Here is a 24,192-nt window from a genome sequence, read left to right as displayed (position 1 = left end):
CGCAGGTGTTCATCAGTGGCGGAAGTCGACTGACCATGCCATAACGGACAGTCACGCCGCTGTGACGATCAGTCACAGAGCGATCAGGAGTCCTCAGACCCCCCATAGAGTGCAATGCTGAGCGTTCCGCCCAAAGTTGGACGGAAGGAACCCTCCCCGGACTCCTTGTCCTATTTTGGCACGAGGGTGGGCGATCGACGCAAGGGTGCGTTTAGTGCTGTCCGTCACCCTTGAGCCAAAGGCCCGGTTCAGGACCAACGTCCCGACGGATCCGGCCAGACCGATCCGGCCAGACACCATGAAGATCATTTACCCCGCCGGGACCTGACTTGTCCATGCAGACCTGACGAAGTTGCCCGACCTATGTCAATTCGCGTGGCGCAGGTCCCTGACGGCCCGCCAGCGCTCCGCCAGCCGGGCGTACACCTCACCGGCCGTCTCGTCGTCCCCCGAGCGCAGCGCCGCGAGCCCCTCCGCCACGTCCGCCGCCGACCGGTCCGCCGCCAGCCGCTCCTCCGCCACCGCGTGCACGAGCCCGCCGTAGTCCAGCTCCACCAGCGCCCGCGGATGGAACTCCTCCAGCCAGCGGCCCACGTCCGTGAGCCCCTGCGTCATCGACCCCTCGTCCACCGAGTCCCGCAGCGCGCGCAGCGCCCGCGCCAGCCGCCGCCGCGCCTGCGCCATCGTCGTCCGGTAGCGCAGCACCGGCGCCCGCCCCGCCGCCCGGTCCCCCGGCTCGTACACCCGCTCCTCGTCCCCGAAGAGCGCGAACCAGCGCAGCGGGACCTGCCACACCGCCGTCCGGATCCACGGCCGCGCGTCCGGGTTCCGCTCCCGCCACCGCTCGTGGTCCGCCTCCACCTGCTCCCGCACCACCGGCGGCAGCATCGCGTCCAGGACCGGCCCCGGCAGCCCCCCGCCCGCCACCAGGTCCCGCAGCGCCAGCCAGCCCCGCAGCCGGGTCCGCCACGGGCAGACGACCACGACCCCGTCCAGGTGCGCCACGAACGCCTCGCCGCTCTCGTGCACCGGCACCGGGACCGGCGGCACCGGCACCAGGTCCGCCAGCGAGCGCCGCAGCTCGTCCTGGGCCCCCGGAGTGCGCGGCCGGCGGGCGTACCGCGACCAGTGGGTCCGCTCCGGCTCGGGGAACGCGGCCAGCGGCTCGTACACCCGCAGGTACGAGGCGTACGGGACGAGCACGGTGGAGTCGACCGACATGTCGCGATCCTTCCACGCGGGTACTCCGCGAGGGGGTGATCCGGCCCACTCCGCCCTACCTACGCCCAGGTAGGACTTAATCTCATGGCGCAATGAGTCCTCCCCCACCCGCAGGGGGGCCTCTCCGCCGCACCGATTTGGGAGTCACCACAGTGACCGCAACTGGCGCCCCCGTTGACGTTCTGCACACCCTGTTCCACTCCGAGCAGGGCGGCCACGAGCAAGTCGTGCTCTGCCAGGACCGCGCCACCGGCCTCAAGGCCGTCATCGCCCTCCACAACACCGCCCTCGGGCCCGCCCTCGGCGGCACCCGCTTCTACCCGTACGCCACCGAGGCCGAGGCCGTCGCCGACGCCCTCAACCTCGCGCGCGGCATGTCCTACAAGAACGCCATGGCCGGGCTCGACCACGGCGGCGGCAAGGCCGTGATCATCGGCGACCCCGAGCAGATCAAGAGCGAGGAGCTCCTCCTCGCGTACGGCCGCTTCGTCGCCTCCCTCGGCGGGCGCTACGTCACCGCCTGCGACGTCGGCACCTACGTCGCCGACATGGACGTCGTGGCGCGCACGAACCGGTGGACCACCGGCCGCTCCCCCGAGAACGGCGGCGCCGGCGACTCCTCCGTCCTGACCGCCTTCGGCGTCTTCCAGGGCATGCGCGCCTCCGCCCAGCACCTGTGGGGCGACCCCACCCTGCGCGGCCGGAAGGTCGGCGTCGCCGGCGTCGGCAAGGTCGGCCACTACCTCGTCGAGCACCTCCTGGAGGACGGCGCCGAGGTCGTCATCACCGACGTCCGCGAGGAGTCGGTCCGCCGGATCACCGAGAAGTTCCCCCAGGTGACCGTGGTCGCGGACACCGAGGCGATGATCCGCGTCGAGGGCCTGGACATCTACGCGCCGTGTGCGCTGGGCGGCGCGCTCAGCGAGGAGACGGTCCCGTTCCTCACGGCGGGCATCGTGTGCGGCGCGGCCAACAACCAGCTCGCGCACCCGGGCATCGAGAAGGACCTCGTGGAGCGCGGCATCCTCTACGCGCCCGACTACGTGGTGAACGCCGGTGGCGTGATCCAGGTCGCCGACGAGCTGCACGGCTTCGACTTCGACCGCTGCAAGGCGAAGGCCACGAAGATCTTCGACACCACCCTGGAGATCTTCGCACGTGCGAAGGCGGACGGCATTCCGCCGGCCGCGGCCGCCGACCGCATCGCCGAGCAGCGGATGGCGGAGGCCCGGCGCGGCTGAGCAGGCCGCTCACGGGGAGTGACCGGCCCGCCGTCCGCGAGACTTCGCTCACGCCGGTCGGCGGGTCGGCCCTCAAGAAGAGGTTAAAATCGCGATTGACCAGCGAGGAAAGGGCACCTCGATGGTTCTGTACCGGGGTATGTGATGCGCGCGGCGTACCGTAGACCCGAGGAAACAGGTACCGTTGAAGCCCTACGGACCGGTCTCTCCACCGAGAGCCCGTTTCGCATCATGAACGCGTGTCAAGACTCTGGGGCCAGCGAGCCCCGTCACCGAGGGGGTCGAGCCATGGGGCGCGGCCGGGCAAAGGCCAAGCAGACCAAGGTCGCCCGCCAGCTGAAGTACAGCAGCGGCGGGACTGACCTGTCGCGTCTGGCCAATGAGCTGGGCGCTTCGACTTCGAGCCAGCCGCCGAATGGCGAGCCGTTCGAGGACGACGACGAGGAAGACGACCCGTACGCGCAGTACGCGGATCTCTACAACACGGACGACGAGGACGAGGACGACGAGTCCGGTCCGCAGTCGTCGCAGCGTCGCGCTTGACCTTCTGAAAGCCGGAACTCGGTCCAGGACAACCCGGACCGAGTTTTCGTGCTGCTCAGGGGCCGTCTGGGCGGTTCAGGGACGGTTCAGGGTCACGGACACGAGGAAGGGGCACCCCGCCCGGCGGAGTGCCCCTTTCTTCGTCTCTCCGGTGACTACTTCGCGTAGTCGCCGACCAGCTCCGCGCCGGAGTCCTTGGCGCCGCGCTCGGTGATCTCGCCGGCGACCCAGGCGTCGAGCCCGCGGTCGGCCAGCGTGGTGAGGGCGGCGTCGACCGACTCGGCGGGGACGACGGCCATCATGCCGACGCCCATGTTGAGGGTCTTCTCCAGCTCCAGGCGCTCCACCTGGCCGGCGGTGCCGACGAGGTCGAAGATCGCGCCCGGGGCCCACGTGGAGCGGTCCACGGTGGCGTGCAGGCCGTCCGGGATCACCCGGGCGAGGTTGGCCGCGAGACCGCCGCCGGTGATGTGGCTGAAGGCGTGCACCTCGGTGGTCCGGGTGAGTGCCAGGCAGTCCAGCGAGTAGATCCGGGTGGGCTCCAGGAGCTCCTCGCCCAGCGTCCGGCCCAGCTCCTCGACCCGCTGGTCGAGACGCATGCCGGCGCGGTCGAAGACCACGTGGCGGACGAGCGAGTACCCGTTGGAGTGAAGCCCGGAGGAGGCCATGGCGATGACCGCGTCCCCCGTACGGATGCGATCGGCGCCGAGCAGGCGGTCGTGCTCGACGACGCCCGTGCCCGCGCCGGCCACGTCGAAGTCGTCCGGGCCGAGGAGGCCCGGGTGCTCCGCCGTCTCGCCGCCGACCAGGGCGCAGCCGGCGAGGACACAGCCCTCGGCGATGCCCTTCACGATGGCGGCGACCCGCTCGGGGTGGACCTTGCCCACGCAGATGTAGTCGGTCATGAAGAGCGGCTCGGCGCCGCAGACGACGATGTCGTCCATGACCATGGCGACCAGGTCGTGGCCGATCGTGTCGTACACGCCCATCTGGCGGGCGATGTCGACCTTCGTGCCGACGCCGTCGGTGGCCGAGGCGAGCAGCGGACGCTCGTAGCGCTTGAGGGCGGAGGCGTCGAAGAGGCCGGCGAAGCCGCCCAGGCCACCGAGGACCTCGGGGCGCTGCGTCTTCTTCACCCACTCCTTCATCAGCTCGACGGCGCGGTCGCCCGCCTCGATGTCGACGCCCGCAGAGGCGTAGCTGGCACCGGTGCCCGCGTGCGGAGCACGCTCAGAAGATTCAGCAGGCATGCTGGAGAACTTTCGTGTCGTGTACTGCGGGTGTGCAGCGGGGTCTCACGGACGGCGCAGGGCGTCGGCGGCCGCGGTGGCGGCGGGGCCGGCGGCCAGCTCCGTCTCCAGGAGCTGCTTGCCGAGCAGCTCGGGGTCCGGCAGCTCCATCGGGTACTCGCCGTCGAAGCAGGCACGGCAGAGGTTCGGCTTGTCGATGGTGGTCGCCTCGATCATCCCGTCGAGGGAGATGTACGAGAGCGAGTCCGCGCCGAGCGACTTGCCGATCTCGTCGATCGACATGCCGTTGGCGATCAGCTCCGCGCGGGTGGCGAAGTCGATGCCGAAGAAGCACGGCCACTTCACCGGCGGGGAGGAGATCCGGATGTGGATCTCGGCCGCGCCGGCCTCGCGGAGCATCCGGACCAGGGCCCGCTGGGTGTTGCCGCGGACGATCGAGTCGTCGACGACGACCAGCCGCTTCCCCTTGATGACTTCCTTGAGGGGGTTGAGCTTGAGCCGGATGCCGAGCTGGCGGATGGTCTGCGAGGGCTGGATGAAGGTGCGCCCGACGTAGGCGTTCTTCACCAGACCGGCGCCGAAGGGGATGCCGGACGCCTCCGCGTAGCCGATGGCGGCGGGGGTGCCGGACTCGGGCGTCGCTATGACCAGGTCGGCCTCGACGGGGGCCTCCTTGGCGAGGCGGCGGCCCATCTCGACGCGGGAGAGGTACACGTTCCGGCCGGCGATGTCCGTGTCGGGACGGGCCAGGTACACGTACTCGAAGACACAGCCCTTCGGCTTCGCTTCCGCGAAGTGCGAGGTACGGATGCCGTTCTCGTCGATCGCGATCAGCTCGCCCGGCTCGACCTCGCGGACGAAGCTGGCGCCGCAGATGTCGAGGGCGGCGGACTCCGAGGCGACTACCCAGCCGCGCTCCAGACGGCCGAGGACCAGCGGGCGGATGCCCTGCGGGTCACGGGCCGCGTAGAGCGTGTGCTCGTCCATGAAGACGAGGGAGAAGGCGCCCCGGACCTCGGGGAGGACCTTCGCGGCGGCCTGCTCGACGGTGAGCGGCTTGCCGTCCTCGTCCACCTGGCCGGCGAGGAGCGCCGTGACCAGGTCGGTGTCGTTGGTGGCGGCGACCTGGGTGGCGCGCCCGTCCTTCTTGGGAAGGTCGGCGACCATCTCGGCCAGCTGCGCCGTGTTCACCAGATTGCCGTTGTGACCGAGCGCCAGCGACCCGTGGGCGGTGGCCCGGAAGGTCGGCTGGGCGTTCTCCCACACGGAGGCACCGGTGGTCGAGTAGCGGGCGTGACCGACCGCGATATGACCCTGGAGGGAACCGAGAGAGGTCTCGTCGAAGACCTGGGACACGAGGCCCATGTCCTTGAAGACGAGGATCTGGGAGCCGTTGCTGACCGCGATTCCCGCGGATTCCTGGCCCCGATGCTGGAGGGCGTAGAGCCCGAAGTACGTGAGCTTTGCGACCTCTTCACCCGGAGCCCAGACACCGAAGACGCCACAAGCGTCCTGGGGGCCCTTCTCACCGGGAAGCAGGTCGTGATTGAGTCGACCGTCACCACGTGGCACGTCTTCGAGTCTAGGGGACCTCGACCACTGGTCCGAATTGGGGAATGCGGCCCGGACGGCACTCGTACGATCACACCAAAAGATCGTCATGTACTTGGAGGGCCCTACAAGGCAGGCGCCGGAAGGGTTCCGCCCGGCCCGGCCCCTTCGGGCGGACGCTCGTACCACCCCCCGATCCGCCCCGCGATGTGACGCAGAACGCAGTCCCCGGGGATTTCCGCAGCGTTTCGATCACGCGAACTACGCGCGTGGACCGGGCTTCGGGGCGTTGACGCACCCCCGCCTCTCGACGAGGCTCCTGGCTCATGCAGCCCTCGCGTGACCGCTCGGTCACCCTCGTCCAGCGCCGACACGTGGACCTCGTCCGTGTCGCGAGCGCCGGCTGTCGCCGCGCCTGAGCGCCGCACCTTCTTTCTTTTCTTTCTCTTCTCCCTCCCCTTTTCTTCTTCGCTCCCGCTGGAGTTCCGTATGCCCACGCCCCTGTCCCGTCGTGCTCTCGGCGGGGCCGCCGCCGGTGCCGCCGCTGCGGCCGCCCTGGGAACCGCGCCCGCCGCGGCCGCCGCCGAGGAGCGGCCGTTCCGCGCCGCGCGGCCGCGCCGTCACTCCCGGCGGCCGAACATCCTCTTCATCCTGGGCGACGACCTCGGCTGGGCCGACCTCTCCTCGTACGGCTCCCCGCACATCCGGACCCCGCACCTCGACCGGCTCGCGCGCGAGGGGGTCCGCTTCACCGACGCCTACTCGGGCTCCGCCACCTGCTCCCCGACCCGCTTCAGCCTCTACACCGGCCGCTACCCGGGGCGTACGAGGGGCGGGCTCGCCGAGCCGATCGCCGACAAGTCCGTCGGCCTGGACCCCACCCACCCCACGCTCGCCTCGCGGCTCCGGGAGTCCGGCTACGCCACCGCCCTGATCGGCAAGTGGCACTGCGGCTACCTCCCCGACTACTCCCCCACCAAGTCCGGCTGGGACGAGTTCTTCGGCAACTTCGGCGGCGCTTTGGAGTACTACTCCAAGCTCGGGCTCGGCGGCGAGTACGACCTCTACGAGGGCGACGCCGCGTACAAGGACCTGCGCTACTACACGCGGATCCTCACCGAGCGGGCGAGCGAGTACGTGAGCCGCGAGCACGAGAAGCCCTGGCTGCTGAACCTGAACTTCACCACCCCGCACTGGCCGTGGATAGCCGACGGCGACGAGGAGGCGAGCGCCGAGATCGTCCGCCGGATCGAGGCCGGCGACCGCTCCGCCCTCTGGCACCAGGACGGCGGCTCGATCGGGAAGTACAAGGAGATGGTCGAGGACCTCGACCGCTCGATCGGGCAGGTCCTGAAGGCGCTGCGGCGCTCCGGCCAGGAGCAGGACACCCTCGTCTTCTTCGCCAGCGACAACGGCGGCGAGCGCTTCTCCTACAACTGGCCCCTCGCCGGCAACAAGGGCTCCCTCCAGGAGGGCGGCATCCGCGTCCCCTCCGTCCTGCGCTGGCCCGCCCGGATCGACGGCGGCCAGGTCAGCGACGTGCCCGTGTTCACGCCCGACTGGACGGCGACCCTCCTCGAACTGGCGGGGGCCCGCCCTCACCCCGCGTACCCCCTCGACGGCACCAGCCTCGCCGGGCACCTGCTGCGCGGCGAGGACGTGCCCGAGCGGGACCTCTTCTGGCGGGTCCGCGGCGAGCGGGCGCTGCGGCGCGGCGCGTGGAAGTACTACCGGGGCAGGAACGGCCGCGACCAGCTCTTCCACCTCACCGAGGACGCCCGCGAGCAGGCCGACCGGGCGCCCTTCGAGCAGGCGCGGCTGGCCGAGCTGCGGGCGGCCTGGGAGCGCGTGGACGCGGGGCTGCTGCGCTACTGAGCCTCGGCGGCGACCGCCGTCAGGCCCTGGCCCGAGCCGTCGGTGAGGGTGAGGGTCCGGTGGTCGAGGCGGAAGGTGAGGGGCCCGTCGAGGAGGTCGTAGAGCCGGGTCTCCAGGGTCATCTGCGGCCCGGAGCACATCATCCGCGTGGTGGCGGCCGGGCCCTCGACGGTGAGGGTGCGGGCCCCCTCGTCGACCTTCGCCGTCGCGGAGAAGTCGTTGCAGCCGAGGTTGCCGCTGACCCGCCCGTCGGCGCCGATCACCAGCCGGGCCTTGCCCTCCGCGCCGGCCGGGAGGGAGGCGGCGGTGTCGCCGGAGACCAGGCCGTCGACCTTCCAGGTGGTGCCGCGCAACGGGACGGACGGTTCGGCGGTCAGCTCCACCTTCTTGGTGCCGTCGGAGGAGGCGAGCGTGAGCGCCCCGCCGTCCAGCGTGCCCTTCAGGGGGCCGGTGAAGGCGGCGAGGAAGGCGGTCTCGAAGCGCTGCCGGTCGCCGGGGCAGGCCATCTCGGTCACCTCGTTCCGCGTGACCGTGACGGTGGTGGCCGCCACCTCGGCGGTCGCGCCGAAGCGGTTGCAGCCGGTACTGCCCTGGGCGCGCCCCTCGCCGGTGAAGTCGACGCGGGCTCCGGCCGGGGCCGCCGAGCGGCTGCCGTCGACGGTGACCGCGCCGACCGTCCAGTGGGTGCCGGAGAGGGGGAGGTCGGGATCGCCCGCGCCGCCGCCCCCGGAACCGGCCCCGGACCCGCCCTGTCCACAGGCGGTGAGGGAGGCGAGGGCGGCGAGCAGGACGGCGGCGGCGAGGGTGCTGCGCGGCTTCGGCATGGCGATGGGACGCGGCCGGGCCGCGACGGGTTCCCGGGCTCAAGCCGTTGGGGTTCCCGGAGCTCAGCCCATCAGGGGGAGCAGCCCGGTCAGGTCGGCGCGCTCGCCGCTGGCGGCGATCCGGGCCGCGTCGAGCTCGTCCGCCCAGCGGGTACGCCCGGTGGCCAGGCGGATCCAGGTGAGCGGGTCCGTCTCGACGACGTTCGGCGGGGTGCCGCGGGTGTGCCGGGGGCCCTCCACGCACTGCACGACCGCGTACGGCGGGATCCTGAGCTCCACCGCGCCGCCGGGGGCCTTCGCGGCGAGGGCGTCGGCGAGCAGCCGGGTGCAGGCGGCGAGCGCCTGCCGGTCGTACGGGATCTCCGTGCCGGTCGCGGCGGCGAGGTCGTCGGTGTGGACGACCAGTTCGACGGTGCGGGTGACGAGGTATTCGGCCAGCGTCATGGCGCCGAAACGGGTCGGCACGAGCCGCTCCCCGTCCGCGACGGCGACCAGCTCCTCGTACCGGCGCTCCGTGCGCGCGTACAGACCGGGCAGGTCGGCGGCGTCGAGCGCCCGGACGTCCTCGTCGATCCGCCCGGCGCCGCTCGCGGTGGCGGACGGCCAGTCCAGCAGGGCGAGTTCGCGGCGGGCGGGCTCGGGCGCTTCGAGCCCGCGCACGACCGCGCCGAGCGCCATCGTCAGGTGCGCGGCCAGCTCCCGCACCGTCCATGTGCCGAGCCGGGTGGGCCGGTCGAGCGCCTCCGGCGGCAGGGCGAGCACCGCGTCCCGTACGTGCCCGAACTGGGCGGAGACGGCGGTGCGGGTCTTGGCGGGGTCATGACTGCGGGCGCGTTTCCTGGCGGGTGGCATGGGCCGAGGCTAACGCCGAGACTTGAGGGAGGGGGCCGACCCCTCACGAATGGCGGTGGCGGGACCATGACCCATCACGAGCATCCCGACGCGGCCCTGGTGCGCAAGGGGTACGAGGCGTTCACCGCCGGCGACATGGAGACGCTCGCCTCGCTCCTGACCAGCGACTGCACTCACCACGCGCCCGGCGAGAACCGGATCTCCGGGCACTTCAAGGGCCGGGACAACGTCCTGGGCCTCTACTCCCAGGTCTTCGAACTGACCGGCGGCACCTTCCGCGTGGAGCTGAAGGGCGTCTACCCGGACGGCAGGGGCCACGTCATGGCCGTCCACACGTGGCACGCCGACAAGGACGACCGGGGCATCGAGATGGACGGCGGCCTGTTCTTCACGACCATCGGCGACAGGATCTCCGACATCGACGAGTGCGTGGCGGACATCGCCGAGTGCGACGCCTTCTGGGGTCAGGACGAGTAGGCCGCGTCCTGGGGCACCGAGTCCCGAGGGACTGAGAACGTCTCGCCGTTGCGGGGCACGCCGAGGCCGCGCCAGGTGAACGGGACGCCGCGCGCGGTGTCCAGGTCAGGGGCGTCCATCAGCTGGAAGTGGACATGCGGCTCGGTGGAGTTGCCGGAGTTCCCGCAGCCGGCGAGCGGCTGCCCGGCCGTGACCCGGTCGCCGGGACGGACCCGCAGGGAGCCGCGCCGCAGATGCGCGTACATCGCGTACGTACCGTCGCCGAGGTCCAGGACGAGGTGGTTGCCGGTGACCCGGCGGGGCCCGGCGAGCGCCCGCAGCGGCGCCTCGACCAGCAGCAGGAAGGCGAGGGCCGGCAGCGAGGGCCGGGCGAGGTGGTCGCGCTGCCGGTCCTCGGCGTGCACGACGGTGCCGTCCGCGACGGCGAGCAGCGGCGCGCCGAAGGCGGGGTACGCGTCGGGGCGGCGGGCGAGCGGGGCGAGGGCGGCGAAGGCGGGGCGGGGCCGGTCCGGGTCCTCCTCGACGATGTCGATCGCGTACGCCTGGCCGTAGCCGCGGGTGCCGTGGCTGGGCACGCGGTCGGCGGGGCTGTTCAGGGCGGACCAGGTGCCGGTGACGGGCGGCTCGACCTCCACGGGCGCGGGCGTCGAGGCCGCGGCGGCGCGGCGGGCGGTGAGGGAGAGGCCGAGGCCGAGCGCGGCGGCGGCGAGGAAGGGCAGCCAGCCGGCGGCGTACGGGTAGGGCGGTTCGACGACGACCGAGGCGAGCGCCTGGACGACGAAGACGAGCCACAGCAGCCGGTGGAGCACGGCGCAGGTCTTGCGGGCCTTCCGTGATGAGGACATGCGGGGTTCCTCCGAGTACGGGTCAGCGGCGGGCGGCGGCGAGGACGACGAGGAGGGGGACGACGCGTTCGGCGGGGACCTCGTGGCGGGCCCGGCCGCCGGGGCGGAGCCAGCCGGCGGCGGTGAGCTGCCGCAGGTGGTGGTAGATCTGGCCCGTCGTGCCGAGGTCCGCGAGTTCGGACAGCTCGGCCACCGTGCGCCGCCCGCCGAGGATCTCCCGCAGCAGCCGGAGCCGTACGGGATGCCCGAGCGCGGCGAGCGCCTCGACCGGTCCTTCGTCCTCCAGGAGGTCCTCGGTGAGGGCGCCGGTCTGCCACTCGTACCGCTCCCCGGTGGGCAGGCGTACGGCTCCGGTGAAGAGGACCCCGCCGTCGGCGGCCTCGCTCCCGGCGGCGGCCAGGCGTTCCTTCCAGCCGTCGAGCGCCCAGAAGTCGCCCTCGTACTCCCCGGCCGGCTTCGGCGCGGCGGCGGACGCCTCCAGCGCGGCGATCCGTGCCTCCAGCGCGGCGACGCGCTCCTCGATCTCCATGACATCCGAGATTACGTCATCACGTAATTCCGTACAACGGGGTACGGAAAAACCCCCGCCCGAGCGGAGCGGGGGTTCTCCCTTACTGCGTGGATACTGCGTGGACTCAGGCCAGCAGGGCCGGGATCGTCGCCTCGTGCGCCTCGCGCAGCTCCCTGAGGGAGAGCGCGAACTCGCCCTGGACGTCGACCGCGTCACCGTCGACGACACCGATGCGGGTCGCCGGCAGGCCGCGGGCGCCGCACATGTCGGTGAAGCGGAGCTCCTCGCTGCGCGGGACGGCGACGACCGCGCGGCCCGCCGACTCCGAGAAGAGGAACGTGAAGGCGTCCAGGCCCTCCGGGACGACCAGGCGCGCGCCGTTCCCGCCGCGCAGGCAGGACTCGACGACCGCCTGCACGAGGCCGCCGTCGGACAGGTCGTGCGCCGCGTCGATCATGCCGTCGCGGGAGGCCGAGATCAGGATCTCGCCGAGCAGCTTCTCCCGGTCGAGGTCCACGGCCGGCGGCATGCCGCCGAGGTGCTGGTGGATCACCTCGGACCAGGCCGAACCGCCGAACTCCTCCGTGGTGTCACCCAGCAGGTAGAGGAGCTGGCCCTCTTCCGCGAAGGCGATCGGGGTACGGCGGTTGACGTCGTCGATCACACCGAGGACGGCCACGACGGGCGTCGGGTGGATGGCGACCTCACCGGTCTGGTTGTACAGCGAGACGTTGCCGCCGGTGACCGGGGTGCCGAGCTGGAAGCAGCCGTCGGCGAGACCGCGGGTGGCCTCGGCGAACTGCCACATCACGGCCGGGTCCTCGGGCGAACCGAAGTTCAGGCAGTCCGAGATGGCGAGCGGCCTGGCGCCGGAGGCGGCGACGTTGCGGTACGCCTCCGCCAGCGCGAGCTGCGCGCCGGTGTACGGGTCGAGCTTGGCGTACCGGCCGTTGCCGTCGGTCGCCATGGCCACGCCGAGGTTGGTCTCCTCGTCGATGCGGACCATGCCCGCGTCCTCGGGCTGCGCCAGGACCGTGTTGCCCTGCACGAACCGGTCGTACTGGTCCGTGATCCAGGACTTCGACGCCTGGTTCGGGGAGGAGACGAGCTTGAGGACCTGGTCCTTCAGCTCGGCGCCGGTCTGCGGCCGGGGCAGCTTGCCGGCGTCGTCGGCCTGGAGCGCGTCCTGCCACTCCGGGCGCGCGAACGGCCGGTGGTAGGTCGGGCCCTCGTGGGCGACGGAGCGCGGCGGCACGTCGACGATCTGCTCGCCGTGCCAGAAGATCTCCAGGCGCTCGCCCTCGGTGACCTCACCGATGACGACCGCGATGACGTCCCACTTCTCGCAGATCTCCAGGAAGCGGTCGACGTGCTGCGGCTCGACGATCGCGCACATGCGCTCCTGCGACTCGCTCATGAGGATCTCCTCGGGCGAGAGCGTCGCGTCGCGCAGGTGCACCTTGTCGAGGTCCACGCGCATGCCGCCGGAACCGGCGGAGGCCAGCTCGGAGGTGGCGCAGGAGAGCCCGGCGCCGCCGAGGTCCTGGATGCCCGCGACGAGCTTCTCCTGGAAGATCTCCAGGGTGCACTCGATGAGGAGCTTCTCCTGGAACGGGTCGCCGACCTGGACGGCGGGGCGCTTGGTCGGCTTCGTGTCGTCGAACGTCTCGGACGCGAGGACCGAGACGCCGCCGATGCCGTCGCCGCCCGTGCGGGCGCCGTACAGGATGACCTTGTTGCCCGGGCCGGACGCCTTGGCGAGGTGGATGTCCTCGTGCTTCATCACGCCGATGCAGCCGGCGTTGACCAGCGGGTTGCCCTGGTAGCAGGAGTCGAAGACGACCTCGCCGCCGATGTTCGGCAGGCCCAGGCAGTTGCCGTAGCCGCCGATGCCGGCGACGACACCGGGCAGCACGCGCTTGGTGTCGGGGTGGTCGGCCGCGCCGAAGCGCAGCGGGTCGACGACCGCGACCGGGCGGGCGCCCATGGCGAGGATGTCGCGGACGATGCCGCCCACGCCGGTGGCCGCGCCCTGGTAGGGCTCGATGTACGAGGGGTGGTTGTGCGACTCGACCTTGAAGGTGACCGCGTACCCCTGGCCGACGTCGACGACGCCCGCGTTCTCACCGATGCCGACGAGCATGGCGTCGTTGGCGGGGGTCTTCTCGCCGAACTGCTTCAGGTGGACCTTGCTGCTCTTGTAGGAGCAGTGCTCGGACCACATGACCGAGTACATGGCGAGCTCGGCGCCGGTGGGACGGCGGCCGAGGATCTCGCGGATGCGCGCGTACTCGTCCTCCTTGAGGCCGAGCTCCTTCCAGGGCTGCTCGCTGTCCGGCGTCTCGCTCGCGTGCTTGACGGTGTCGAGGCTCATCAGGCGTTGACCAGCTTCTTGAGGATCGAGGTGAAGAAACCGAGACCGTCCGTCTTGCCGGTGCCGACCAGCGGCTCGACGGCGTGCTCGGGGTGCGGCATGAGGCCGACCACGTTGCCCGCGGCGTTGGTGATGCCCGCGATGTCGCGGAGCGAGCCGTTGGGGTTGACGTCCAGGTAGCGGAAGGCCACCCGCCCCTCGGCCTCCAGCTCGTCGAGCACGCGCTCGTCGGCGACGTACCGGCCGTCCATGTTCTTGAGCGGGACCTCGATCTGCTGGCCGCGGACGTAGTCCGAGGTCCAGGCGGTCTCCGCGTTCTCCACCCGCAGCTTCTGGTCGCGGCAGATGAAGTGGAGGTGGTTGTTGCGCAGCATCGCGCCCGGCAGCAGATGGGCCTCGGTGAGGATCTGGAAGCCGTTGCAGATGCCGAGGACGGGCATGCCCGCCTTCGCCTGCTCGATGATGGTCTCCATCACCGGCGAGAAGCGGGAGATGGCTCCGGCCCGCAGGTAGTCGCCGTAGGAGAAACCGCCGGCGAGGACCACGGCGTCGACCTGCTTGAGGTCCTTGTCGCGGTGCCAGAGCGAGACCGGCTCGGCGCCCGCGAGGCGGGCGGCGCGCAGCGCGTCCTGGTCGTCGAGCGTGCCGGGGAAGGTGACGACGCCGATGCGAGCGCTCACGACTCGACCTTCACGACGAAGTCTTCGATCACGGTGTTGGCGAGGAAGGTTTCGGCCATCTCGTGGATGCGGGCGAGGGCGGCGTCGTCGACCGGCCCCTCCACCTCCAGCTCGAAGCGCTTCCCCTGACGGACGTCGGCGATTCCGGCGAACCCGAGGCGGGGCAGTGCACGCTGCACCGCCTGTCCCTGCGGGTCGAGGATCTCCGGCTTGAGCATGACGTCGACTACGACGCGTGCCACTGGCACTCCCGGTGGTGTGTTGCGTGGGCGGTTCCCTCAGCGTACCTGCCTCCAAATTCTACGCGGGTAGAGATCTGAAGGATCCTACAAATGCCCAGGCCGGAAGCCACCCCCGACGATGATCCACCCCCAAACCCCCTACACCGCGCCGCACATGAAATGCGAGTGAAATATTGCGCCTCGCATTGCCCCGGGACACGCTGAGACAATTGACAGGGCTTCACAATGCGACGCCCGTCGCTGTACAAAGGAATCCAGAGGAAAGCAGCATTGTCCCTGGGCAGCCGGCGGCCTGGTGTCACCGCACGTCAGAGGCGTACCCATAGCCCTCGACAGGTGGCAGGCCACAGGAAAGGACCGATATCCGTGGCGCAGCGAGTGGTGGTCACCCTCTCCGACGACATCGACGGCGGAGAAGCGGCGGAAACGGTCGCGTTCGGTCTCGACGGGAAGATGTACGAGATCGACCTGAATGCTGCCAATGCAAAGAAACTCCGCAAGGCACTGGCGCCCTACCTCGCCGCCGGGCGGAAGCAGACGGGCAAGGCGGCGGCCGGTGTGACCGGAACCACCGCCCCGTACAAGCACACCGCCCTCGCCCCCGACCCGGCGGCGGTCCGCGCCTGGGCCCAGTCCAACAAGATGGACGTGCCGGCCCGGGGCCGTATCCCCAAGCGGGTCTACGAGGCGTTCCGCGCCGCGAGCTGACGGCGGGGCATCGACAGCGCGGTCGGGACGCGGGCGGAACGGATTTGCGTTCCACCCCCCATGATCCGCTAGAGTCTGGATCACGCCGAGGGGCAAGGCCGCAAAGCCGAACCTCACGCAGCGTGCGGGTGTAGTTCAGTAGTAGAACATCCCCCTTCCAGGGGGAAGGCGCAGTGTGCGATCCCTGTCACCCGCTCTGCATCACGGTTACCGACCACTCCGGTGGATCAGGTAGAGTGGTGCTCGCACCGCCCAGTGAGAGCTGGTCGGGAGCAATGCGGACGTGGCTCAGTTGGTAGAGCATCACCTTGCCAAGGTGAGGGTCGCGAGTTCGAATCTCGTCGTCCGCTCAGGGTTGAAGACCCCGGTTCATCGAACCGGGGTCTTCGTCGTTTTCCCACTTCCCTTTCCCTCCGCATGACATTTGTCAGTCCGGGTGATGACAGCCCGCACTCCCCTTCTCCCGGCAATGACGGGAGGCTGGGGCCATGACAGCTGAAGCCCCCACACCGGCCATCGAGGCGACCGACCTGAGCCGCAGCTACGACGGCGGTTTCGAGGCGGTGCGCGGGATCTCCCTCTCCGTGCCGCGGGGCGAGATCTTCGCCCTCCTCGGCACCAACGGCGCCGGCAAGACCTCCACCGTCGAACTCCTGGAGGGCCTCGCCGCCCCGACCGGCGGCACCGCCCGCGTCCTCGGCCACGACCCGTACCGCGAACGCTCCGTCGTGCGCCCCCGCATCGGCGTGATGCTCCAGGAGGGCGGCTTCCCCTCCGACCTCACCGTGGCCGAGACCGTACGCATGTGGGCCGGCGTCACCAGCGGCGCCCGGCCCGCCGGCGAGGCACTCGGCGCCGTCGGCCTCACCGGCCGCGAGAAGGTGCGGATCAAGCAGCTGTCCGGCGGCGAGCGCCGCCGCCTCGACCTCGCCTGCGCGCTCCTCGGCCGCCCCGAGGTCCTCTTCCTCGACGAGCCCACCACCGGCCTCGACGCCGAGGGCCGCCGCGACACCTGGGAACTCGTCCGCGAACTGCGCGAACAGGGCACCACCGTCCTCCTCACCACGCACTACCTGGAGGAGGCCGAGACGCTCGCCGACCGGCTCGCGATCATGCACAAGGGCCGCATCGTCCTCTCCGGCACCCCCGCCGAGGTCACCGCCGCCCAGCCCGCCCGGATCCGCTTCGCGCTCCCCGCCGACGTGCCCGCCGCCCGCCTGCCGCTCGGGCTCAAGGCCGCCGCCGAGGGCGACCGGATCGAGATCCGCACCCACACCCTCCAGGACGACCTCACCGAACTCCTCGGCTGGGCCCGCGACCACGGCGTCCGGCTCGACGGCCTCGACGCCCGCTCCGCCTCCCTCGAAGAGGCGTTCCTCGACATCGCCTCCCGCACGGAGGACACCCCCGCCGGCCCGAAGGAGTCCGTGACCCGATGACGACGCCCACCACGACCGGCGCCGGCCGCCCGTCCACCACGCTCACCCGGCTCGCCGCCCTCGGCCGCGCCGAACTCACCCTCCTCGGCCGCAACCGCAACAACCTCTTCATCGCCGCCGCCATGCCGCTGCTGATGATCTTCCTGCTGCGGTCCTCCCTCAAGGGCATCGACGAGGCCACCCTCGGCATCTCCCTCGGCGCCGCCACCCTCATCGGCGGCACCGGCATGGTGCTCCTCCTCGTCGTCTACATGAGCCTCACCTCCAGCCTCGTCGCCCGCCGCGAGGAACTCGTCCTCAAGCGGCTGCGCACCGGCGAGGCCACCGACGCCGAGATCCTCGCCGGCGCCGCCCTGCCCGCCACCGCGATCGCCCTCGCCCAGGCCGCGATCCTCACCATCGGCGGCTTCACCCTCCTCGGCGCCGACGCCCCCGCCCGCCCCGACCTGCTCGTCCTCGGCCTCGCCGCCGCGATCGTGCTGCTCGCCGGGCTCGCCGCCATCACCACCACCTTCACCCGCACCGTCGAGAGCGCCGGCCTCACCACCCTGCCCCTCTTCCTCGTCTCCTCCTTCGGCTCCAGCCTCTTCGTCCCCCGCGACGCCCTGCCCGGCGTCGCCGCCGACATCGCCCAGCTCCTCCCGCTCAGCGGCGCCATGGAGTTCGTCCGCGCCGGCTGGCTCGGCACCGCCCACTCGGGCAGCCTGCTCACCGCCGCGCTCAATACAGTGGCCTGGGGCGTCCTGACGGCGTGGGCGGTCCGCCGCTGGTTCCGCTGGGAGCCCCGGCGCTAGGGCGGGACCGGAGGGGAGACGGGACGGGATGTCCACGATGACGGGATGGTGGTCACGGCGCAGCGTCGCCGGGAAGGTCGAGCTGTACACCCGCTGGACCTTCCACCTGATGGCCCCGGTCGAGCTCTTCGCGCTCAGCAGCATCCCGCTGAGCCGGGGAGAGCGCGGCGAGCTCGGCAGCGGCCCGGTGATCGGGCTCACCCTGTGGATCCTGGTCCACTCCGTCCTCTGCGGGGTGGTCGCCTCCCGCGGCCTCGACCACACCACCGGCACGCGGGCGCGGCCCGTCCGGCTCGCCGCCGGCCTCGCCGCCGTCACCGCGCTCGCCAACCTCACCGTCGGCGCCCTGTGGACGGCCGGGGTCCTGCCCAACGGCTCCGTCAACGCGAGCGTGATCGTCGTCAGCGCGATCTTCACCATCGGCGCGCTCGTCCTCTGCGTCGACCGCGTACGGCACATGGTGTACGCGGTCACCTCCACCGCCGTCGGCTGCGCGCTGCCCGTCCTGGTCTTCGGCCACGGCGCCCTGGAGTCGCTGGTCACCCTGATCGCCGTCCTCGCCGGCGGTGGAGGCTACGCCGCGGCCTGCGGCTTCTCCTCCTGGCTGCTCGGCGTCGTCCAGGAACTGGAGCGCTCCCGCGACCTCAAGGCCCGGCTCGCCGTCGCCGAGGAACGGCTCCGCTTCGGGCGCGACCTGCACGACGTCATGGGCCGCAACCTCTCGGTGATCGCGCTCAAGAGCGAGCTCGCCGTCCAGCTCGCCCGGCGCGGCCGCCCCGAGAGCGTGGACCAGATGGTGGAGGTCCAGCGGATCGCCCAGGAGTCCCAGCGGGAGGTCCGGGAGGTCGTCCGCGGCTACCGGGAGGCCGACCTGCGGGTCGAGCTGGAGGGCGCCCGCGGGGTCCTCGGCGCCGCCGGCATCGACTGCGCCGTCGACGCCCCCGCCCTCGACCTGCCCGCCGGAGTGCAGTCCGCGCTCGGCTGGGTCGTCCGCGAGACCACCACCAACGTGCTGCGGCACGGCGACGCCGGCCGCTGCGCGATCACCCTCCGGCGGACCGCCGACGCGGTGCTGCTGACCGTGGAGAACGACGGCGCGGCGGTACGGGACGGGGCCGGCGCCCCCGGCCGGACCGGCTCCGGCCTCGCCGGGCTGCGCGAACGGCTCGTCGCGGTCGGCGGCACCCTGGAGGCCGGGTTCGCCGATCCGCAGTCCTTCCGCGTCACCGCCCGGGTGCCGCTGGCCGTGCCGGGGTCCACCGGCATCCGACAGGAGAAGGAGACGGTCGCGTGACCGAGCCCGTGCGCGTCCTGCTCGCCGACGACGAGCACCTGATCCGGGGCGCGCTCGCCGCCCTGCTCGCCCTGGAGGACGACCTCGTCGTCGTCGCGGAAGCGGCGACCGGCCCCGAGGCGCTCGCCATGGCCCGCGCCCACCGGCCCGACGTCGCCGTCCTCGACCTCCAGATGCCGGGGGCGGACGGTGTGACGGTGGCCACATCGATCCGGGACGAACTCCCGGACTGCCGCACGATGATCGTGACGAGCCACGGCCGCCCCGGGCACCTCAAGCGGGCCCTGGCGGCGGGCGTCCGCGGCTTCGCCCCGAAGACCGTCAGCGCCCAGCGGCTCGCCGAGCTCATCCGTACCGTCCACGCGGGAAACCGCTACGTGGACCCCGAGTTGGCGGCCGACGCGATCGCCGCCGGGGACTCGCCGCTGACCGCCCGGGAGGCCGAGGTGCTCGAACTCGCCGCCGACGGCGCCCCCGTCACGGAGATCGCCCGGCGGGCCGCGCTCTCCCCCGGCACCGTCCGCAACTACCTCTCCTCCGCCGCCGCGAAGCTCGGCGCCGAGAACCGTCATGCCGCGGTGCGTCTCGCCCGGTCGAAAGGTTGGGTATAGTTAGCAGCGCGCTACGGCGCATGCGGACGTGGCTCAGTTGGTAGAGCATCACCTTGCCAAGGTGAGGGTCGCGAGTTCGAATCTCGTCGTCCGCTCAGAGTGAAGGCCCCGGTTCTTGGAACCGGGGCCTTCTTCGTGTCCACGGGAAGCGACCGGCGCCGCCGTACGACCGGCAACGCCGTACGGGCCCCGGGCAGGGGACCCGTACGGGATGGTGCGGCCGTGTCGGCTAGAAGCTGTCGGACCAGGACTTGCCGGTCAGCAGCTCGTACGCCTCCAGGTACTTGGCGCGCGTGGCGTCCACGATCTCCTGCGGGAGGGGCGGCGGGGGCTGCTCGCTCCTGCGGTCCCAGCCGGAGGCCGGAGAAGTCAGCCAGTCGCGCACGAACTGCTTGTCGTACGAGGGCTGGGCGCGGCCCGGCTGCCACTGGTCGGCCGGCCAGAAGCGGGAGGAGTCCGGGGTCAGCACCTCGTCGGCGAGGACCAGGGTCCCGCCGTCGAAGCCGAACTCGAACTTGGTGTCGGCGAGGATGATGCCCCGCTCGCGGGCGATGTCCCGGGCGCGCCCGTAGACGGCGAGCGTGGTCTGGCGCAGCAGGGCGGCGGTCTCGGCGCCGACCTGGCGGGCCACCTCCTCGTAGGAGACGTTCTCGTCGTGGTCGCCGACGGCCGCCTTGGTCGCCGGGGTGAAGATCGGCGCGGGCAGCTCGGAGCCGTCGGTCAGCCCCTCGGGGAGCGCGAGGCCGCAGACCGTGCGGGACTCGTCGTACTCGACCAGGCCGGAGCCGGTGAGGTAGCCGCGGGCGACGCACTCGACCGGGACCATGTCCAGGGACTTGCAGATCAGGGTGCGGCCCGCCCAGTCGGCGGGGGCGCCCTCGGGCAGCTCGGTGGAGAGGACGTGGTGCGGGACCAGGTCGGAGAGCTGGTCGAACCACCACAGCGAGAGCTGGGTGAGGACGCGGCCCTTGTCCGGGATCTCGGTGGGCAGGACCCAGTCGTACGCGGACATGCGGTCGCTCGCCACCATCACGAGCTCGCCCGCCCCGTTCCGGTACAGGTCGCGCACCTTGCCCGTGTGCAGGTGGGTCAGGCCCGGAACCTCGACGGGCTCGGGCTTTTCTACGAATCCGGACACGGTTCCTCCGCGTAGGTTGATCCAGGAACGGTCCGATTCTCTCGCACGCGCGAGCGGGCCCGCCGACCGGGGCCGCGTGCCCGGTCAGTCCCTCTTACAGATGCGGTCGAGGAGGTTGGCGGTGGCGCGCTGCACACGGGAGTCGACATGGCCCGGCCGGTCCAGCGCCGGCGACCAGGCGAACGTACCGGAGGCGAAGACCCAGGCCCCCGAGGGCGCCCGGTAGAGGCTGGTCTCCTGGTGGCGCAGCACCCCGTCGCCGTCCCGGTAGGGCGAGTGGGCGAGCAGGATGCGGCTCTCGTGCTCGGGGAGCGGGGTGCGCGGGAAGTAGCGGTCCGCCTCGCCCGCGACCAGGCCGGGGATCTCGTCGCCGTCGCCCGCGCCGGTGGCCTCCCAGAGCCAGTGCTCCGCGTTGCGCACGACGAGCGGGTGCGGTTCGGGCACCCGGCCCGCGTACTGGATGCCGAGGAGCTGCTGCTCGGGGCGGTCGACCTCGCGCCAGAGGGCGGGGCGGCCGGGGCCGCGGCGCTTGCGGCAGGTGAGCAGCCGGTCCGGCACGCCGGACGGCGAGGGGCCCAACTCGACGTGCCAGTACATGGTGTTGGCGGAGAGGAAGACCAGCGAGGTGCCCTGGTCGCGGGCGCGCTCGGCGGCCTTGCGCATCGGGGCCGACCAGTACTCGTCGTGGCCGGGGAAGACCAGGCCCCGGTAGCGGGTGGGGTCGATCCTGCCCGCGTGCAGGTCGCGGGTCTCCGCGTAGGCCAGGTCGTAGCCGTACCGCTCCGCCCAGCGGATGAAGTCGTAGGCGTGGCCGACGTGCAGGGGCAGACCCGCGCCCGCGTACGGCCGGTCGAAGGAGACGGTGATCGCCGCGTCCTCCTCGCCGAGCAGCCGGCCCTCCTCGTCCCAGGCGTGGTAGAGGCTGGCGCCGGTGCGCCCGTCCTCCGGGTAGAGGTTGTACGCCTGCCAGGTCACGTCCGGCAGGACGAGGAGGAGGTCCGCCGGGTGCGAGTCGCGGACGGTGAAGGGGATGTGGGAGCGGTAGCCCCCGGCGGTCGTGAGGACGGCGACGTACGCGCCGATCGACCAGAAGCTCGGGACCTGGAGCCGCCAGGACTGCCACCAGTGGTGGCAGGAGACCGTGCGGTCGGCGGTGAGCGGGGCGGGCTGCACGATCCCGGAGAGCCGCGGGCTCGTGATGATCTTCGCGGCGCCGGCCCCGCCGTAGTGGCCGATCCGGTAGATGTCGACCGAGAACTGCTGCGGCGGGTCCACGGTGATGTGGAAATCGATCGACTCGCCGGGCGCGACGGCTCCGCCGGAGGCGAAGCCCTTGATCTGGCGGCGCACGTCGTCGGCCGTGCGGGGACCGCCGGCGCCGCCGCCGGCCAGCGTCTCGTCCGCGTACCAGGGCACCAGCTGCCCCGTGTCGTCGAAGTAGTTCTCCGACCCGCGCAGCCAGGGCAGCGGGCCCTGGCCGAAGGGATCGGAGACGGCGTGCGCCAGCGCACCCGACTCCCAGCGCCTGATCTGCTCCGCCCCCATGCCGCGCCCCTCCCTCGACTCCCCCGGTCAGTGCCGCCGGCTCCTGCCCGCGGGTGGTGCACCTGTCAGTGCCGGTCTCCAGCACATCACATAACGCACGCGGTCCGTCACCGTTCGTCGTGAATCGACGAAGGTGGAACACGACCCTCCGGTAGGGCGTCCGGCGGTGGCTCCGGGCGAGGGGCCCGTCGGGCCGGGTGTCAGACGAGCCGGACGGGCTTCTCGGGGCGTACGCCGGTGCTGCTCAGCCAGGCGCGCAGGGGCGCCGGGTCGCCCTCCTCGACCAGGGCGAGCACGCGCGGGCCGAGGTCCGCCGCCCGCTCGCCGCCGACGAGGAGCGCGGGCCCGTCGAGCCAGTCCAGGCCCGGCGCGGCGCCCGTGGTGTCGACGGCGGCGCAGCAGACCAGGGCGGTCACGTGGTCGGCGAGCAGGTCGCGGCCGGTACGGGGCGGGACCAGCGGGCAGAGCGGCCAGGGCCCGTCCGGCCCGGTGAACCCGGCGGCGCCGGCCGGGGTGCCGCCCGGGGCGCCGGCCGTGACCCGCGCCTCCCACTCCGCCTCCTCGCGCGCCACCCGCGCGCTGAGCGCGGCGGCGAGCGCGTCGGCGACGGGGTTGCGGACCTCGTCCTCGTCCTCGCCCTCCCCTTCGGTGCCCGGGGGTACGACGGGGAGGTCGTCGTCGCTGTCCGGGGTGGGGTCCGTCGGCGCGAGGTCCGGCGTGGGGTCCGTCGGCTCGGGAGCGGCCGGGTGCTCGTGCTCGGGGGCTCCGAGCAGTTGGGGGGTCGTCAGGTGGGTGAGGACGCGGGTGAGGGTCGGGGGCTCGGGGGTGCCGGGGGCGGCGGCCGTCGCCAGGCGGTCGAGGACCTCGTGGAGGCGGGCCGCGTCGGCGCGCCACTTCCGGTCGACGACCTCCTCCGGATAGCGGCTCCACTCGACCGGCGCCCAGTCGGGACCCGCCTCGGCGGGCCCGCCGTGGAAGAGCCGGGCGGCGAGCAGCGAGGCCGCCTCGTCCACGACACCGGGCTCCTCCAGGAGGTCGCAGGCCGGGCGCTCGCCGAGCCGGGAGGAGAAGCCCTCCGCGAGCCGGTCGCGGCGGGACAGTTCGGTCAGGGCGGAGACCACGCCGGCGTCGAGCCGGGAGGGCCAGCGGCCCATCCGCCAGGCGGGCAGCGCGACCCGGGTGAGGAGCCGGTCCCAGCCCGCGTAGGCGAGGCCGACCTGCTCCTGGGCGACGATCCGCGCCCCGTGGTCGACGGCCTGGGCCCGCTCGGACCCGGCTGCGGCGACCCCGCGCTCCATCTCGGAGGCGTGCGTGCCGCAGGCCCGCAGCAGCAGCCGGGCCACCCGGCCGACGCCCCGGGCGCCGAGCCGGCGCAGCGCGCCGAGGCCGGGCTCGTCCGGGACGGCGACGGCCGCGTCGAGCCCGCGCACGAAGCGGCGGGCGGCGGCTATGTCGGGGTCCGCGGCCGGGCCGGTACCGGCGACGACCGGGGCGAGGACCGCCCGCAGCTCGCCGACGCGCATCCACCACAGGAACGGGGAGCCTATGACGAGGACGGGCGCGCCCGGGGCCCCGGCCGCTCCGGCGCGCGCGTGCGCCCGGTGCGAGCGGTGGGAGCGGTGCGAACGGTCCTCCAGCCAGCTGTCGCAGTCCGGGGTCAGGGCTATCGCGGAGGGCGCGGGCACGGCGAGCCGGTCGGCCAGCTCCCGCACCAGGCGGTGGAGGTCGGGGGCGGCGGTCTCGGTGAGCTCCACCGTGGGCGTCACGGCCGGGCGGGCGCGGGCGACGACGAGGGCGACGGCCGCGGCGGCGAGCAGGACGAGGACCGCGAGGACGGTCGTGATCCAGCGGGCCGTGGTCCATCCCGTACCCGTGAAGTGGCCGGTGACCTCGCCCGCGTACAACACGACGGCGACGGCCGCGGGGAGGATGGCGGCGCCGAGCGCGCGCCCCCGGACGCGGAGGACGGCGAGGGCGCGGGAGCGCGCGGCCCGCACACCCCACTCCTCGCCGAGGCCGCTGTCGCTGCCGCCGTTTCCGAAGCCGCTGCCGGACACGCCGTACCTCACCCCCTCTCCCCGTCCTGGACGGGACTACCCGTGGCGGTGTTGCTCACTCCCCCACTGTGGCACCCGTCACCGACATCGCAATGCCGGTGGGCCAAGTGCCGGAACGCC

The 24,192-nt window shown here is 72.4% G+C and carries 23 protein-coding genes and 3 tRNA genes; 13 read left to right on the top strand and 13 right to left on the bottom strand.

Annotation, left to right across the window (positions count from 1 at the left end; translation table 11 throughout):
- Positions 1–366 precede the first annotated feature (366 nt).
- The gene (locus ACFXMG_RS35350) at positions 367–1,221 is read right to left on the bottom strand and encodes a hypothetical protein (RefSeq protein ID WP_383813985.1); all 855 of its coding nucleotides are present in this window, start codon (positions 1,219–1,221) and stop codon (positions 367–369) included.
- Positions 1,222–1,358: 137 nt separating this feature from the next.
- Between ACFXMG_RS35350 and ACFXMG_RS35345 the strand changes: the two genes are divergently transcribed.
- Both ACFXMG_RS35345 and ACFXMG_RS35340 read left to right on the top strand, forming a co-directional pair.
- Positions 1,359–2,462, top strand: a complete 1,104-nt coding sequence (locus ACFXMG_RS35345; protein ID WP_383813987.1) for a Leu/Phe/Val dehydrogenase — start codon at positions 1,359–1,361, stop codon at positions 2,460–2,462.
- Between the two features lie 288 nt (positions 2,463–2,750).
- On the top strand, positions 2,751–3,005 hold the full coding sequence (locus tag ACFXMG_RS35340) for a DUF3073 domain-containing protein (protein ID WP_043224752.1): 255 nt from the start codon (positions 2,751–2,753) through the stop codon (positions 3,003–3,005).
- A gap of 155 nt (positions 3,006–3,160) precedes the next feature.
- Here the strand turns inward: ACFXMG_RS35340 and purM are convergent, their stop codons facing one another.
- Positions 3,161–4,255, bottom strand: coding sequence for a phosphoribosylformylglycinamidine cyclo-ligase (purM, locus tag ACFXMG_RS35335; protein WP_383813989.1), 1,095 nt, complete (start codon positions 4,253–4,255; stop codon positions 3,161–3,163).
- 45 nt (positions 4,256–4,300) lie between these two features.
- The gene (purF, locus tag ACFXMG_RS35330; RefSeq protein WP_383813991.1) at positions 4,301–5,827 is read right to left on the bottom strand and encodes an amidophosphoribosyltransferase; all 1,527 of its coding nucleotides are present in this window, start codon (positions 5,825–5,827) and stop codon (positions 4,301–4,303) included.
- Between the two features lie 305 nt (positions 5,828–6,132).
- Between purF and ACFXMG_RS35325 the strand changes: the two genes are divergently transcribed.
- Complete coding sequence (locus ACFXMG_RS35325; RefSeq protein ID WP_321193170.1) at positions 6,133–6,225, top strand: putative leader peptide; 93 nt, start codon at positions 6,133–6,135, stop codon at positions 6,223–6,225.
- Between the two features lie 70 nt (positions 6,226–6,295).
- Complete coding sequence (locus tag ACFXMG_RS35320; protein WP_383813993.1) at positions 6,296–7,681, top strand: sulfatase; 1,386 nt, start codon at positions 6,296–6,298, stop codon at positions 7,679–7,681.
- Here ACFXMG_RS35320 and ACFXMG_RS35315 read toward each other — a convergent pair.
- On the bottom strand, positions 7,675–8,505 hold the full coding sequence (locus tag ACFXMG_RS35315; RefSeq protein WP_383813995.1) for an META domain-containing protein: 831 nt from the start codon (positions 8,503–8,505) through the stop codon (positions 7,675–7,677). The genes ACFXMG_RS35320 and ACFXMG_RS35315 overlap by 7 nt on opposite strands.
- A 63-nt stretch (positions 8,506–8,568) precedes the next feature.
- Positions 8,569–9,357 carry a sterol carrier family protein gene (locus ACFXMG_RS35310; protein WP_383813996.1) on the bottom strand — a complete coding sequence of 263 codons (789 nt, stop codon included), beginning with the start codon at positions 9,355–9,357 and terminating at the stop codon, positions 8,569–8,571.
- A gap of 66 nt (positions 9,358–9,423) precedes the next feature.
- Here ACFXMG_RS35310 and ACFXMG_RS35305 point away from each other — a divergent pair, with 66 nt between their 5' ends.
- Positions 9,424–9,834: a nuclear transport factor 2 family protein gene (locus tag ACFXMG_RS35305; RefSeq protein WP_383813998.1), complete on the top strand. Its 411-nt coding sequence runs from the start codon at positions 9,424–9,426 to the stop codon at positions 9,832–9,834.
- On the opposite strand, the gene ACFXMG_RS35300 is transcribed toward ACFXMG_RS35305, so the two are convergent.
- The 5 genes from ACFXMG_RS35300 to purS all read right to left on the bottom strand — a co-directional run bounded on the left by ACFXMG_RS35300 (position 9,822) and on the right by purS (position 14,486).
- Entirely contained in the window at positions 9,822–10,679 is an 858-nt protein-coding gene (locus ACFXMG_RS35300; protein ID WP_383814000.1) for a M23 family metallopeptidase, read from the bottom strand. The two genes, ACFXMG_RS35305 and ACFXMG_RS35300, sit on opposite strands and share 13 nt — an antisense overlap.
- Positions 10,680–10,701: 22 nt before the next feature.
- Positions 10,702–11,208: an ArsR/SmtB family transcription factor gene (locus tag ACFXMG_RS35295; RefSeq protein ID WP_383814002.1), complete on the bottom strand. Its 507-nt coding sequence runs from the start codon at positions 11,206–11,208 to the stop codon at positions 10,702–10,704.
- Between the two features lie 106 nt (positions 11,209–11,314).
- Positions 11,315–13,564, bottom strand: a complete 2,250-nt coding sequence (purL, locus tag ACFXMG_RS35290) for a phosphoribosylformylglycinamidine synthase subunit PurL (protein WP_383814003.1) — start codon at positions 13,562–13,564, stop codon at positions 11,315–11,317.
- Positions 13,564–14,244 (bottom strand): phosphoribosylformylglycinamidine synthase subunit PurQ, encoded by a 681-nt coding sequence (gene purQ / locus ACFXMG_RS35285; RefSeq protein ID WP_383814005.1) that lies wholly within the window; start codon positions 14,242–14,244, stop codon positions 13,564–13,566. The genes purL and purQ overlap by 1 nt, the downstream gene beginning before the upstream one ends.
- On the bottom strand, positions 14,241–14,486 hold the full coding sequence (gene purS / locus ACFXMG_RS35280) for a phosphoribosylformylglycinamidine synthase subunit PurS (protein ID WP_015035032.1): 246 nt from the start codon (positions 14,484–14,486) through the stop codon (positions 14,241–14,243). Before purS ends, purQ begins: the two co-directional genes overlap by 4 nt.
- A gap of 366 nt (positions 14,487–14,852) precedes the next feature.
- Between purS and ACFXMG_RS35275 the strand changes: the two genes are divergently transcribed.
- The 8 genes from ACFXMG_RS35275 to ACFXMG_RS35240 all read left to right on the top strand — a co-directional run bounded on the left by ACFXMG_RS35275 (position 14,853) and on the right by ACFXMG_RS35240 (position 19,427).
- Entirely contained in the window at positions 14,853–15,194 is a 342-nt protein-coding gene (locus ACFXMG_RS35275; RefSeq protein ID WP_383814007.1) for an Lsr2 family protein, read from the top strand.
- Positions 15,195–15,318: 124 nt separating this feature from the next.
- Positions 15,319–15,390 (top strand) — tRNA-Gly (locus ACFXMG_RS35270).
- Positions 15,391–15,471: 81 nt separating this feature from the next.
- Positions 15,472–15,544 (top strand) — tRNA-Gly (locus ACFXMG_RS35265).
- A 138-nt stretch (positions 15,545–15,682) separates the two neighbouring features.
- A complete protein-coding gene (locus ACFXMG_RS35260; protein ID WP_383814009.1) occupies positions 15,683–16,633 on the top strand; it encodes an ABC transporter ATP-binding protein in 951 nt (316 codons plus the stop codon).
- The gene (locus tag ACFXMG_RS35255) at positions 16,630–17,427 is read left to right on the top strand and encodes an ABC transporter permease (protein WP_383814011.1); all 798 of its coding nucleotides are present in this window, start codon (positions 16,630–16,632) and stop codon (positions 17,425–17,427) included. Before ACFXMG_RS35260 ends, ACFXMG_RS35255 begins: the two co-directional genes overlap by 4 nt.
- Positions 17,428–17,455: 28 nt before the next feature.
- Positions 17,456–18,721: a sensor histidine kinase gene (locus ACFXMG_RS35250; RefSeq protein WP_383814013.1), complete on the top strand. Its 1,266-nt coding sequence runs from the start codon at positions 17,456–17,458 to the stop codon at positions 18,719–18,721.
- Positions 18,718–19,332 carry a response regulator transcription factor gene (locus ACFXMG_RS35245; protein ID WP_031011447.1) on the top strand — a complete coding sequence of 205 codons (615 nt, stop codon included), beginning with the start codon at positions 18,718–18,720 and terminating at the stop codon, positions 19,330–19,332. Before ACFXMG_RS35250 ends, ACFXMG_RS35245 begins: the two co-directional genes overlap by 4 nt.
- Positions 19,333–19,354: 22 nt before the next feature.
- A tRNA-Gly gene (locus ACFXMG_RS35240) sits at positions 19,355–19,427 on the top strand.
- A 134-nt stretch (positions 19,428–19,561) separates the two neighbouring features.
- On the opposite strand, the gene ACFXMG_RS35235 is transcribed toward ACFXMG_RS35240, so the two are convergent.
- The 3 genes from ACFXMG_RS35235 to ACFXMG_RS35225 form a co-directional block, all read right to left on the bottom strand.
- On the bottom strand, positions 19,562–20,470 hold the full coding sequence (locus tag ACFXMG_RS35235; RefSeq protein ID WP_383814016.1) for a phosphoribosylaminoimidazolesuccinocarboxamide synthase: 909 nt from the start codon (positions 20,468–20,470) through the stop codon (positions 19,562–19,564).
- 84 nt (positions 20,471–20,554) lie between these two features.
- The gene (locus tag ACFXMG_RS35230) at positions 20,555–22,015 is read right to left on the bottom strand and encodes a N,N-dimethylformamidase beta subunit family domain-containing protein (protein ID WP_383814017.1); all 1,461 of its coding nucleotides are present in this window, start codon (positions 22,013–22,015) and stop codon (positions 20,555–20,557) included.
- Positions 22,016–22,215: 200 nt separating this feature from the next.
- The gene (locus tag ACFXMG_RS35225) at positions 22,216–24,084 is read right to left on the bottom strand and encodes a hypothetical protein (RefSeq protein ID WP_383814019.1); all 1,869 of its coding nucleotides are present in this window, start codon (positions 24,082–24,084) and stop codon (positions 22,216–22,218) included.
- Positions 24,085–24,192 lie beyond the last annotated feature (108 nt).

This window comes from Streptomyces sp. NPDC059201, assembly GCF_042754585.1.
In the GTDB taxonomy this organism is placed as follows: Bacteria; Actinomycetota; Actinomycetes; order Streptomycetales; family Streptomycetaceae; genus Streptomyces.
The sequence above is the reverse complement of the archived record's forward strand: the minus strand, read 5'-3'. Positions and strand labels throughout refer to the sequence as shown.